This window comes from Larkinella punicea (assembly GCF_003334855.1).
GTDB lineage: Bacteria > Bacteroidota > Bacteroidia > Cytophagales > Spirosomataceae > Larkinella > Larkinella punicea.
On record NZ_QOWE01000013.1, the window covers coordinates 82,870 to 95,888 of the forward strand.

11 protein-coding genes are annotated in these 13,019 nt (G+C 51.7%); 4 read left to right on the plus strand and 7 right to left on the minus strand.

From position 1 onward, the window contains the following. Positions 1 to 19 precede the first annotated feature (19 nt). Positions 20 to 1,132 carry a GDP-mannose 4,6-dehydratase gene (gmd, locus tag DUE52_RS16700; RefSeq protein ID WP_114407170.1) on the plus strand — a complete coding sequence of 371 codons (1,113 nt, stop codon included), beginning with the start codon at positions 20 to 22 and terminating at the stop codon, positions 1,130 to 1,132. Positions 1,133 to 1,289: 157 nt separating this feature from the next. Here gmd and DUE52_RS16705 read toward each other — a convergent pair whose 3' ends face one another. The 4 genes from DUE52_RS16705 to DUE52_RS16720 form a co-directional block, all read right to left on the minus strand. Continuing rightward, the gene (locus DUE52_RS16705; protein ID WP_114407171.1) at positions 1,290 to 2,822 is read right to left on the minus strand and encodes a Do family serine endopeptidase; all 1,533 of its coding nucleotides are present in this window, start codon (positions 2,820 to 2,822) and stop codon (positions 1,290 to 1,292) included. Between the two features lie 429 nt (positions 2,823 to 3,251). Next, positions 3,252 to 4,034: a ribonuclease III gene (rnc, locus tag DUE52_RS16710; RefSeq protein WP_374755905.1), complete on the minus strand. Its 783-nt coding sequence runs from the start codon at positions 4,032 to 4,034 to the stop codon at positions 3,252 to 3,254. A gap of 8 nt (positions 4,035 to 4,042) precedes the next feature. After that, positions 4,043 to 5,296: a beta-ketoacyl-ACP synthase II gene (fabF, locus tag DUE52_RS16715; RefSeq protein WP_114407172.1), complete on the minus strand. Its 1,254-nt coding sequence runs from the start codon at positions 5,294 to 5,296 to the stop codon at positions 4,043 to 4,045. Positions 5,297 to 5,320: 24 nt separating this feature from the next. After that, positions 5,321 to 5,557 (minus strand): acyl carrier protein, encoded by a 237-nt coding sequence (locus DUE52_RS16720; protein WP_038121612.1) that lies wholly within the window; start codon positions 5,555 to 5,557, stop codon positions 5,321 to 5,323. Positions 5,558 to 5,950: 393 nt separating this feature from the next. On the opposite strand from DUE52_RS16720, the gene kdsA reads away from it, so the two are divergent. From kdsA to DUE52_RS16735, 3 genes are all read left to right on the plus strand, one after another. Further along, positions 5,951 to 6,760: a 3-deoxy-8-phosphooctulonate synthase gene (gene kdsA, locus DUE52_RS16725; protein WP_114407173.1), complete on the plus strand. Its 810-nt coding sequence runs from the start codon at positions 5,951 to 5,953 to the stop codon at positions 6,758 to 6,760. Between the two features lie 59 nt (positions 6,761 to 6,819). Then, complete coding sequence (gene kduI / locus DUE52_RS16730; RefSeq protein WP_114407174.1) at positions 6,820 to 7,650, plus strand: 5-dehydro-4-deoxy-D-glucuronate isomerase; 831 nt, start codon at positions 6,820 to 6,822, stop codon at positions 7,648 to 7,650. A gap of 204 nt (positions 7,651 to 7,854) precedes the next feature. Continuing rightward, a complete protein-coding gene (locus DUE52_RS16735) occupies positions 7,855 to 8,874 on the plus strand; it encodes a phytanoyl-CoA dioxygenase family protein (RefSeq protein ID WP_114407175.1) in 1,020 nt (339 codons plus the stop codon). A 197-nt stretch (positions 8,875 to 9,071) separates the two neighbouring features. Here DUE52_RS16735 and DUE52_RS16740 read toward each other — a convergent pair whose 3' ends face one another. From DUE52_RS16740 to DUE52_RS16750, 3 genes are read right to left on the minus strand one after another with little or no spacing between them, the layout of a single operon-like run. Further along, positions 9,072 to 9,830, minus strand: a complete 759-nt coding sequence (locus tag DUE52_RS16740; protein ID WP_114407176.1) for a head GIN domain-containing protein — start codon at positions 9,828 to 9,830, stop codon at positions 9,072 to 9,074. Between the two features lie 59 nt (positions 9,831 to 9,889). After that, the gene (locus tag DUE52_RS16745; RefSeq protein WP_114407177.1) at positions 9,890 to 12,451 is read right to left on the minus strand and encodes a PspC domain-containing protein; all 2,562 of its coding nucleotides are present in this window, start codon (positions 12,449 to 12,451) and stop codon (positions 9,890 to 9,892) included. Positions 12,452 to 12,489: 38 nt separating this feature from the next. After that, entirely contained in the window at positions 12,490 to 12,912 is a 423-nt protein-coding gene (locus DUE52_RS16750; protein ID WP_114407178.1) for a PadR family transcriptional regulator, read from the minus strand. Positions 12,913 to 13,019: the final 107 nt, after the last annotated feature.

The following is a 13,019-nucleotide window of genomic DNA, read 5'->3' on the forward strand; positions in this document are numbered from 1 at the left end:
CAGTCTTTATCAATATTCTATGAAAAAAGCACTTATTACCGGAATTACCGGCCAGGACGGCGCTTACCTGGCTGAACTGCTCCTGTCGAAGGGATACGAAGTTCATGGCATCAAACGCCGGAGTTCGCTGTTCAATACCCAGCGGATCGATCATATTTACGAAGATCCGCACGAGAAACACGTGCGGTTTGTATTACACTACGGTGATTTGTCTGATTCGACCAACATCATCCGGATCATCCAGGAAGTCCAGCCGGATGAAATCTATAACCTGGGGGCTATGTCGCACGTCCGGGTGAGCTTTGAAGAACCGGAATACACGGCGCACGTCGACGGGATTGGTACCCTGCGGATTCTGGAAGCCGTTCGATTGCTGGGATTGAGCGAAAAAACCCGCATCTACCAGGCTTCGACTTCGGAGTTGTATGGTGGGGTGCAGGGCCACGCCCAATCCGAAACGACCCCTTTCTATCCCCGTTCTCCCTACGCCGTTGCCAAACTCTACGGTTACTGGATTACGGTCAACTACCGCGAAGCGTATGGCATGTATGCCTGTAACGGGATTCTGTTCAATCACGAATCACCCCTGCGCGGAGAGACGTTTGTAACCCGGAAAATCACGCGGGCGGTGGCCCGGATTGCGCTGGGTTTGCAGGACAAAGTATTCATGGGCAACCTGGACGCGCAACGCGACTGGGGACACGCCAAGGATTACGTCGAAGCGATGTGGCTCATGTTGCAGCAGGAAACCCCGGAGGACTTCGTGATTGCCACCGGAAAAACCACCCACATCCGCGATTTTATCCGGATGGCTTTTGCCGAAATTGGCGTTGAACTGGAGTTCAAGGGCGAGGGCGTCAACGAAACCGGTGTGGTGGTCAAGTCGACCAATCCCGACTATCCGATTGAAGTGGGCCGGGAACTGGTCTGCATCGATGAACGGTATTTCCGCCCGACGGAAGTGGACCTGCTCCTCGGTGATCCGACCAAAGCCATGACCAAACTGGGCTGGAAACCGAAATACGACCTGGCCGCTTTGGTGAAAGAAATGGTTGCCGCCGACATCGAACTGTTCCAACGTGACCAGTTGCTGGAGAAAAGCGGTCACCGGGTCATGAATTATTTCGAATAAATTTCACGCCTTACATCCCCTGAAGTGGACTTGGACGCAGCTTAAACCGGATCTAAAAAGTCCCCTTCAGGGGATTTAGGGGCAAAAGCCAGTTCATAAAAAAGCCGCCGGTTCTGAGAACCGGCGGCTTTTTTATGAATCCAAAAACACTTTACTTTTACACCGGTACGGCGTAGTAATACATCCGTGAACTGTTCGGATACATCCCGATCAGCATCAGGCCTTCACCTTCTTTGGTGGTGTTCAGTGCCGTTTGCAAATCTTTCACCGTGCGGACAACCTTTCCGTTGGCTTTCACGATGATGAAGCCTTCTTCGATATCGGTTTCTGACATTTTACCTTCCCGAATCCGTTTTACCCGAACACCGCCGTCAACGCCCAGTCGTTTGGCATCGGTTGCGGCCAGTTCTTCAAAGTCGGCTCCCAGCGAACCCAGGGTGGCGGCTGAATTAGAAGCAGAAATATTGTCGCTTTTCTTGATGATGTCACGACCTCCGTTGCGGTTGCGCAATTCAACGCGGAAGTCGCGCAGATCACCATTCCGGTTTACGGTCATCGCAATGACATCACCCGGGCGACGACGGCCGATGATTTCGCGCATTTGAGCGTCGGAATCCACATTCTGGCCTTCCATTTTTACGATCACGTCACCTTTTTTCAAGCCGGCCGACGCTGAGGCACCGCCTTCTACGACTTCGTTGATGTAGATCCCACGACCAATTTTAGAACCCAGTTCCTGCGCTCTCAGGCTGTTCAGTTCAACTGGAATAATACCCAGATAACCGCGTTGTACATTACCGTATTTTACTAAATCAGCCGAAACTTTTTTCACCAGAGAAACCGGGACGGCAAAACCATATCCGCTATAGTAGCCCGTGGCTGAAGCGATGGCCGAGTTGATCCCAACCAGTTCACCACGCAGGTTGACCAGTGCGCCACCGGAATTACCGGGGTTGATGGCGGCATCCGTCTGGATGAAGGCTTCAACCGGCGAATCCGGTTTAGCGTCGTTCCGGTCGATATTCTGATCCAGAATACCAATCCGGCGGCTTTTGGCGCTTACAATACCGGCCGTAACCGTCGATTCCAGATCCAGCGGATAACCCACGGCCAAGACCCATTCGCCGAGTTTCAGCGCATCCGAATCACCCAATGTGATGGAAGGCAGGTTTTTGGCATTGACCTGAATCACGGCCAGATCGGTCAGCGGGTCGGTTCCAATCACTTTCGCCTTGAAACTGCGCTTGTCCGTCAGAATTACTTCCACTTCGTCGGCACCCTGTACTACGTGGTTGTTCGTAACAATGTAGCCGTCCTGGCTGATGATGACACCGGAGCCGGATGCCTGACCGCGTTGCCGTTGCGGGGCACCGCCGTTGCCACCCCGGCCAAATTCATCCCCAAAGAAGTCACGGAAAATATCCGGAATCTGCTGTTGACGAACCGTGCGGGTCATGGTTGTTTTGATGTGTACCACTGCCGGCGTGGTGGCTTCGGCAGCGTAGGTAAAATCACCCGGAGCGCCCTGAGGCCCGGTCAGTGCCGCCAACCGGCCCGTCGGGGTGGGAGTTGGTGACGATTCGTTAAAAATTACATCCTGCTTATTAAATCCTAAGAAGTTATAAGCGGCCAATGTAACAAAGCTTGACAGCAGAGCGATGATCGCTAACGTTTTCCAGTTGTTTTTCATGACTTGATTCTAAAAATGGGTCGTTTACTGTTTTCGTACCAGTTCCCCATGATAACGAAATCTGCTTTTCCAAAAATTCGCTTTTTTAATGCAATTAACAAATTTTAACAGGCGAATGTTGGCTGGCTGCACCATCGCAGGCCTGAGATGGTGCAGCCAGTGAAAATCACAATTTTCAGTTATTGGTTTTCTGGTCAGAAATCAGCGGTATGTCACCCTAGTTACAACATCCATACCAGTCCAATGTTTAGACAAATTTATGTCATTATGACGGGAATGTTTGTTTATTTTAGATGACAACCAGGTCAGATTGACAGGCGGTTTTTAGCCATACGGGGTGACGTTTGATAAAATGACACCAAATACCGAACGTTGGTGCAGAAATAAATTGTCTGGAAACTGGATTGAGAAGGGGGAAGATTCCGGTTCTTAATTGGAAACCGGTTTCATCTGCAGTTGCTCACAGGCTTTTTCGGCGGCCGACTGTTCGGCTTTTTTCTTGCTGTAGCCACTGCCCTGGGCAAATGGTTCGTCATTGACGGTTACCTGCGAGATGAATTCGCGGAAGTGGTTGTTTCCGCGTTCAGAAATGATGATAAATTCTACTTTTTTGCCTTCCCGTTGCGCCCACTCGATCAGGCGGCTTTTGAAGTTGGCGTTGTTACTGATGAGGGCTTCGAGGTCATAATGACCCAGTAATTCCTTGAGAATGAACCGGCGTGTAAACCGGAATCCTTTGTCGAGGTAAATGGCACCGACCAGTGCTTCGAGCGCGTCGCCGTACATGGAGGTGCGGGAAGGCACAATGCCCCGGTTGCGACTGCCGTCGTATTCGATCAGGTTTTCCAGACCAATTTTGCGGGCAATGCCGTTCAGCGTTTCCCGGTTGACGATCCGGGAGCGGATTTCGGTCAGGAAGCCTTCGTCCTTATACGGAAATTTTTTGAAGAGAAACTCGGCAATCACCATGCCTAAAACTGCATCGCCCAGGTATTCCAGCCGTTCGTTGGACTCTTTGAAGCCCTTGATCGCCGTTTCTTTCGAGGCCGAGGTGTGCCGGAAGGCGAGTTGATACAGGCCGACGTTGGAAGGCGCTTCGCCAATGATGTGTTCAACGGAGCGCTTAAATTTTTTGCGTTCGCTGTTGCCCAGCCGAAACCGGAAAAAACTGCGAATGGGCTCGAAGAAGGTGTTGGCTGAAGCGGCTGGCACGCGGCTGTTTATGACTCAAGTTTGCGAAATATCACGGAAAAATTATGACCCCCGAACCCAAACGTATTACTCAAAGCAACGTCGATGGTTCGTTTCTGGGCTTCGTTGAACGTAAAGTTCAGCTTCGGGTTAAATTGTTCGTCGTCCGTAAAATGGTTGATGGTCGGTGGAACAATACCGTATTTCATCGCCATCAGACAGGCTATGGCTTCAATGGCTCCGGCCGCCCCCAGCAGGTGACCTGTCATCGACTTGGTGCTGCTGATGTTGACTTTATAGGCATGATCGCCAAACACTTTTTCAATCGCTGTCGCTTCGCTGACGTCGCCCAAAGGCGTCGACGTTCCGTGTACGTTGATGTAGTCGATGTCTTCCGGACGAATTTGGGCGTCGTCGAGCGCATCTTTCATCACATTCAGTGCGCCTAGCCCTTCGGGGTGTGGTGCCGTAATGTGGTAGGCATCGGACGACATGCCTCCGCCGATTAGTTCGGCGTAAATCTTGGCACCCCGCGCTTTCGCGTGTTCATACTCTTCCAGAATCAGTGCCCCGGCACCCTCGCCCAGCACAAAACCGTCACGGTCTTTGTCGAACGGCCGTGAAGCCGTTTCCGGCGACTCGTTTCGTTCCGACAATGCCCGGAGCGCATTGAACCCACCGACACCCGCTTCGGTTACGGCGGCTTCAGAACCGCCGGAAATGGCGATGTTCAATCGTCCCAGCCGAATGAAGTTGAAGGCGTCGATCATGGCGTTGGTCGCCGAAGCGCAGGCCGAAACCGTCACGTAATTGACACCGTGAAAACCGTAGCGAATCGAGAGCATGCCCGATGCACTGTCGGCAATCATTTTCGGAATGAAGAATGGATTGTAACGGGGAGTGCCATCGCCGGTGGCGTAATTCTTTACTTCGTCTTCGAAGGTTTTCAGCCCTCCGATTCCTGAACCCCAGATGACACCGGCTTTGTTCAGATCGAGCTTGGTGAGGTCAAGCCCGGCGTCTTTCACCGCTTCGTCGCCCACAATGAGGGCGTATTGGGCGAAAGGGTCCATCTTACGAGCATCCTGACGAGGAATAAACTGGTTGATGTCCAGGTTCTTAATTTCGCAGGCGAATTTTGTCCGAAATTTTTCGGCATTGAATTTAGTAATCGGACCGGCGCCACTTACACCGGCAGATAAGCCGTTCCAGAACTCTTGTACTGTGTTACCAATCGGCGTAAGAGCGCCCAGGCCGGTGATTACTACTCGTTTAAAAGGCATAGAATGAACTACAAAAAGAAAAGCTTATTTCACATTCTCTTCCAGGTACGTAATGGCCTGGCCTACCGTACCAATGTTTTCCGCCTGATCGTCCGGAATAGAGATGTTAAACTCTTTTTCAAATTCCATAATCAGTTCAACGGTGTCGAGCGAATCAGCGCCCAGATCATTAGTGAAGCTGGCTTCCGGCGTTACCTCCGATTCTTCAACACCCAGTTTTTCAACAATGATTGCTTTTACTTTGTCTGCAATTTCTGACATTTCTGTATGCGTTTGGGGTTCTAAAAACTGTGCAAAGAAAGAGATTAAAAACAGTATTGTCAAATAATTTTTTCTATCGAAAATCGTTTAAAAGTGCTTGGTTTTTTTTGTAAAAAGACAGATTAACAGCTTATTACAAAATAAAATTGTATTTACCAACCGAACGACAGGCTCCACAGCAACTCATTCACCAGACGGCCAAATGAACAAGCGCCCGTTTCGCCAAATGACCTTATAAGGTGTCAAAATGCCAATAAACGACTTAAATGCCAGATTACTCACCTCTGAGGCTGTTAAAACCGGCAAAACTTAGCAAAAGTGCGATTTTGAAAGGACTGAACCGTTCAAAGTGGGCTAATTGTGTAGTTTTGTACGAAAACGTCAAAACCACCTGTGAAAATTGCCAAACTAAAACATGCCGATTCGGGCAACTTTTTCCTGATTGCGGGACCCTGCGCCATCGAAAGCCGCGAAATGGCCCTGGAAATTGCCGAAAAACTGGTCGCCATAACGGATCGGCTCCGGATTCCGTTTCTGTTCAAAGGGTCCTACCGCAAAGCAAACCGGACCAAGCTGAACTCCTTCACCGGGATTGGCGATCGTCTGGCCCTCGAAATCCTGAAAGAAGTGGGCGAGCGGTTCCAGGTGCCAACCGTCACCGATTTTCACGAATCGCACGAGGCCGCGATGGCGGCTGCGTATGTGGATGTGCTGCAAATTCCGGCATTTTTGTGCCGACAAACCGATATGCTCACCGCAGCCGCCCAAACCGGGAAGGTGGTCAACATCAAAAAAGGGCAATTTATGTCGGGCGATTCGATGGCTTTTGCCGTTGAAAAAGTGAAGTCGGTCTATCCGGATGCGGAGGTGTTTCTGACCGACCGGGGCAACTCGTTCGGGTACGGCGATCTGGTGGTCGATTACCGCAACCTGCCGATGATGCAGGCCCATGGCGTTCCGGTGGTAATGGACTGTACGCACTCGCTGCAACAGCCCAACCAGTCGTCGGGCGTCACGGGCGGAAAACCGGCCCTGATTGCTACCATTGCCAAAGCCGCCATTGCCGTAGGGGCCGATGGTCTGTTTATCGAAACCCATCCCAACCCGTCGGAAGCCCAGTCGGACGGGGCCAATATGTTGCCGCTGAGTCAGTTGGAAGGTTTACTGGAAAAACTGGTTAGGATTCGGCAAGCCATATCCTGACCGATAACAGTAGAAAAAACCGCTCCCGCCCTCTATTCATAAACTGATCTTATTCATCCATGCAGACCCGCTATACGACCAATCCCAGCGATTTCAAACAGTATGATACTGACCGGATTCGCCGGGAATTTCTCATCGAAAGCCTGTTTACTTCCAATTCTTTCGAGTTCGTTTACTCGCATTATGACCGGATGATCGTGGGGGGAGTCATGCCCGTCGAGGGGCCGCAGACGTTGCCGACCTATGACGAGCTGAAAGCGGATTTCTTTCTGCAACGGCGTGAACTGGGTATTATCAATCTGGCTGGCGACGGAACCGTAACGGTTGATGGACAGGTCGTTGACTTGTCAAAAAAAGATTGTTTATACGTGGGGATGGGAAGCCGGGAGGTGATTTTTAGCAGCAACCAGGCCGACAAACCGGCCAAATTTGCGCTGATTTCTACCCCCGCTCACCGAATCTGTCCGATGGCAAAACTGACATCGGCAGAGGCTTCGCCGGTGGATCTGGGTGCCCAGGAAACGGCCAATCAGCGAACCATCTACAAATACATTCATGCCGACGGTTTGCAAAGCTGCCAGTTGGTGATGGGCCTGACGACCCTGAAACCCGGCAACATCTGGAACACCATGCCGCCCCACGTTCACGACCGCCGGATGGAAGCGTATATTTATTTTGATATCCCTGAAAACCAGCGGGTTTTTCATTTTATGGGCCATCCCCAGGAAACGCGTCACCTGCTGGTGTCCACCGATCAGGCCATTCTGTCTCCGCCCTGGTCCATCCATGCCGGCGCCGGAACCGCCAGCTACTCCTTCATCTGGGCGATGGCGGGCGAAAATTATTCCTTTACCGACATGGATTTTGTTCAATTGAGCGACATCCGGTAGTCAAAATCAGCCATCTCTGACTGGGAATCTTACGTGCTCCTTACACTTATTTTTGGATAAATTTTAAAAGGTGATTGAACGGGACTGCCTGATTATCAGGGAGGTAGATTTATTTAAAAATCTACCTCCCTGATTTTTAGTGAGTTATGATAAAATTTAAAAAGAATAATACTAGATTTAGGAGCAACATTGCTACCTGAAACTATGTCCATCGTAAACAAAGCGCGGCAGGCTTACAAAAGGCTGTTTCCTGCCCCGGTTCTCCATGATTTTCCGGCTGAGAACCTGCCCTGGATTGACAGGCAGAATCCGGACATCGAGGGCTTCGTCAAACAGTTCCCCCAAGCCAGCCAGTTACCCTATGATTTGACCGAAAAACTTCACTTTTGGCGGAAGAATGGGTATGTCATTCTTGAACAGGTCATTTCGGACGAACTAATCGATGCCTATCTGGCCGATGTGCAGGAATTGATCGAGAAGCACAAGCAGTATGACATCAACATTCGCATCGACCGGCCCGAATACCGAAAACACCCGGTGATGAAGGTCCGGGATGTTCCGCGTGAAATTATTGAAGGACAGTATATTAAAGTAATGGACTTCCACAATGCCTCGGTGGCCGGTAAGAAACTGATGCTTCACAAAGCCATCGTTTCGTTTCTGGAAGCCATCTTCAACGAAAAGGTGGTGGCCATGCAGAGCCTGACCTTTTTGTATGGTTCACAGCAGGAAACCCACCAGGATTTTCCGTATGTCGTCCCCCAGGTTCCGAGTCATTTGGCCGCAGCCTGGATCGCGCTGGAAGATGTGAAACCCGGATCGGGTGAACTGCATTACTTTGTTGGTTCGCACAAGATTCCGAAATTCAACTGGGGAAACGGTATTTTCTTCACGGGTGAATCGACCAAAAATCCCACGGATTTCGGCCGTTACCTGATTGCCGAATGTGAGGGGCTGGAGCGGAAAACGCTGTTGCTCAAAAAGGGCGACGTTCTGATCTGGCACGCGGCTCTGGCCCACGGTGGCGAACCGATTCTGGATGAGAACCTGACCCGCAAATCGTACGTCTGTCATTATTCTTCGGCCCTGGGGTATTTCCGGCACCGGCACGACCTCGTGAATGAGCCCGTCCGCTACAACCTGAACGGGGCCGACGTCTTTGCGGACCCCACGCTGAAAGAATACGAAAATACCTTTCAACGCGGTGAGACGATCCAGGAATAGTAGTTACCCGTTTTTTCCATAAAAAAATCGCCCTCCAAGTCGGAGGGCGATTTTTGATTCTACCAATCTCAATTAACTATCAGTTAGACGAAAGAAGGTAGACAAGAGATGAAAGAGGGGCCTGATACCGTGTGGTATGATCGTGGTTACCCTCTTTTTTCTCATGTCTATGCGCTTTCTTCGCATATAAAACGCCTTTACCGATCAACACTCTTGATCGAGCTGGCACCGGAAGTATTGGAGCGAATGGAGGCCGAGCCACGGTAGGTTAGGCTGCTGGCTCCGCTGGCGTCGGCATCGAGCCGGTCGCTGACGTTCATCCGGGCACTGCTGGCTCCCGACAGCTCTACTTTGGCACTCGACACCTTCAGGTCATAGGCTTTCAACGTCGTTGCCCCTGAAACGTCGCCGTCGAGCCGCTTGGCCTGGCCGGTTAACGTCACATTCGAGGCACCCGACAGATCGACCATCACGCGTTCGGCATCTACTTCGATGGTCGACGTCGATGCGCCCGAAATATCGACCCCCAGGTCCTTGAGGTTGCGGAAACCGGTCACATCGGACTTGGAAGCGCCCGAGAAGGAAACACTTTTCAGATCCGGCATCGTAATCGTGACGGTTACCCGCTGGCGGTTCCGGTTCCAGCCGAGTTTATCCTTGTAACGCACCTGGAGTTTATTGTTGATCACTTTCGCTTCCAGATCGTCCAGGTCATCGCCCCGCCCCGAAGCTGTCACTTTGTAGCCACTGCCGCGCGTCACGTGAATGGTAAAGGCACTGCCGAGGTCGAGTTTGTCGAAGTTACTGACGTTGAAGGTCCGGGTTTCGTCCTGAACGGGCAGGGCGCTCATGATTTCGACCAGTTGGCTTCCCGAAGGACTGATGGCGGCTATCGATAAAACCGTTGTCGAGAGCAGAAAGGGGGTGAATAAGGAAAACGCAAGTGACCTTTTCATAGCAGATTTTAGTTGAATAATTCAGGCTAAAGATGCAAAACCGTATTAAAACGTTGCATCTATTGCGGCTGATTCGTATTTCCGTGTACGCTGCTGGCTCCGCTGGTTTTCGACTTCAGATCGTCTACCGTGCCGAATTCTGCGTTGCTGGCTCCGACGGCTTCGACGTCGGCCCGGCCAACCGTCATTGCCGTCGCATCGAGTTTGCAGGCCCCGGACAGGTGCGCGTTCACATTGTTGGAGCGTCCGCGCAGGGTCGCCTTCGAAGCGCCGGTCAGGTCGATGTCCAGTTTGTTGGTTTTGACGTCAATGAGGGCTTTGCAGGCTCCGGTCAGGTCGATGTCCAGGTTGTCGAGCGAGTCGAAACCGGTAATGATCGACTGCGTGGCTCCCGAATAATGGATGGATTGCACATCCGGCATCGTTACCGTGATGCCGATCCGACGGCGGTTGCGCCATTTGAAAATACCCTCGTTCCGGAAATCGACGTGGAGTTCGCCGTTTTCAACCTGAACCCGCAGATCGTCGATGTCTTCTTCACGGCCATCGGCCACCACCTTGAAGGTTTCGCCCCGTTTTACCCGGACGGCAAAGGCACCCCCCATGTCGATTTTTGAGAAATTTGTCGCTTCAAACTGGCGGGTGTATTCACCTTTCTGGTGGAAATCATCCCCCAACTCGTTGCGCAGCGCTTCGTCGATGGCGTCGTTGGTATCGAAGTCTTCCTCGTAGCGGTTGTCGTTCAGTTCACGCGGGTGGGTAAGGGAAACCAGACCATCGGTTTTGCTGAATTTCCAGATACTGGTTTTCATGCGCTCCAGTTCTTCGTTTCCAAACTCGTTGCGAATATGACGGGCAAAGGCTTCGGTCATTCGGAACGGGCGTTCGTAAGGAATGTAGATCGTGAGGTCGATATCCTGCCCCCGAAACCGTGATCCCGGTTTGATTTCGTAGCTGTCGTCAAACCGAATCAGCGAGTCTTTTACCGACCAGTTATACAGGATAGTCCGCGCATTTTGCTGGGCTTGCTGGCGGGTAGGCCCCTGGGCTTCCTGACGCTTGAGCAAGCTCCAGGCTGTGCCCTCGACGCCTTCCAGTTCAATGGCTGTATGAAAATCGTTGTCATTGTCGTCCTCGTCATTGATGTCGAGCGTCGGGATGGCTGCCGGAACCGGCAACGTCACCGTCTCCTCGATGTGACCGCTGCGGCTGAATTCATTGACCACCTGCGGAACCGTAGCGGCCAGACCAATCAAGCCTAAAAACCAGACACTCAACAGCGTTAAGGAAATGGCGGTGGTCACCAGGGCCCGTTGCGAAATGATCATGATTCCGAGAATTGCAATGGCCAGACCGGGCAGAAAAACTGCAACGAAGGCCGACAGAATCATCGGGGGGGTGATTTCCCGCTGGATCATATAGGGAATGTCGCTATTCCCGAAGTGAATTCCTTTCAGGCCAAAAACCGTACCCAGAACGCCCAGCGCGCCCACCATAATGGCAAACCCGACCACGACCAGAAACACCCCGGCTAGAACCCGCACGATGGAGACCGTGCCGCGTGCCAATGGTCCCAGAATACTGGCCAGCCCGTTGAAAATGGTGGCAATTAGTCGAAACGGAAACAGCAGAACTTTGGCCAGCGTACTTTCTTCGGCGGTTTCGTTGATATCAAGGCTGCGCTTGATATTGCTCTCGATGTTCGAGAGCGTAATGGGCTCCCCCTGCATTTCCATTTTTTCGGTTAACGTATTGGCCGTCGGCGAGATGATCCAGAGAACGATGTAGGCCAGCAAACCGGTACCGAACAGGAAGATGGTCAGAACAAACAGCAGACGAACCACCCCGGCATCGATGCCAAAGTAAGCGGCAATCCCCGAAGCAACCCCACCCAGGACTTTATCGTCGGGATTTCGGTAAAACTTCTTGACATTTTTGTCGTCCTCCAACGTCATGGAACCTGGAAAGGCCACCCACATGGCGATGTACAGAATCACGGTAAACCCGGAAATGCCGCCAAAGAATTCATCACTGCCATGGCCGAAAATCCCGCTGAAAGGCGGCAGGGCCAGAATGAGCGTCACAAAAATCAGCCGTACCCAAACCGGGTCGATGTTGAAGTAATTGGCAATGCCGGAAGCAACGCCACCGGCAATTTTCCGGCGTAGGTCGCGGTACAGTTTGCGCGGGGGCAAACCGCTCGGGCGGGGCGGAGGCACCCAACCCGTTCCGGGGGTTGGGCCGGTTTTGGGTTCCGGATTGGCCCCTGTCGTTGCGGCCGATTCGTAGGCTGCCTGCGAACGGCTGCTGGCGGCAACACCGATGCTGTCTTCTTCTTCGATGGCTTCGAAATCGGCCACCGTTCCCATCGACAGAATCAATTCGTTGACATCCTCCAGCGTGACCACCTGGCGCGGACTGGCCTGCTTTTCTGCCGCCTTGAGCTTGTTGAGCAGCTTTTCGGCAATCCGGTTTTCGATGTCGGTAATGATTTCCTGGCTGTCTTCGTACGTCGAAAAGTAGTGTTGAATCGACGTGAGATACCCTTTTAATTTATCGTAGCCATCTTCCTCGATGTGGAAGATCACTCCGCTTATATTAATACTGATGGTCTTTTTCATGGCAACAAAGCGTGTGAAAGAGTCGAGATGTGTTTAGGTCAGTTTTCCGGATTGGGCTTTTCGGGATTGTTTTCGACGGACAGAACCGAGGTTTCCACGGCCGTCAATCCATTGATCGCAGCCTTGTGTTTTTCGGTTTTACTGACAATCGAGTTCACCGAATCGGATAATTCCTGCCACGTATCGTTCATTCCTTTCAGAGACGCCTGGCCGGTTTCGGTCAGCAGGTAATATTTCCGCGGGGGGCCGGAGGTTGATTCCACCCATTTATAATCGAGCAACCCGGCATTCTTGAGCCGGGTCAGAAGCGGATAAAGCGTGCCTTCTACGACCATGATGCGGGCGGACGTGAGTTCCTCCAGCATGTCGGAAGCATATACTTCGCCCCGCGAGATGATGTGCAGAATGCAGAATTCCAGAATTCCCTTCCGCATTTGCACTTGAGCATTTTCAATATTCATATCACTGCATGACGTTTAACTAGTTGACGGGGGTAGGAGCTGATCGGGTTATTCATGGTCGTAATCGGTTGTTCATCAGTTGTTGTTCACGTAGTAATTGGTGTCCA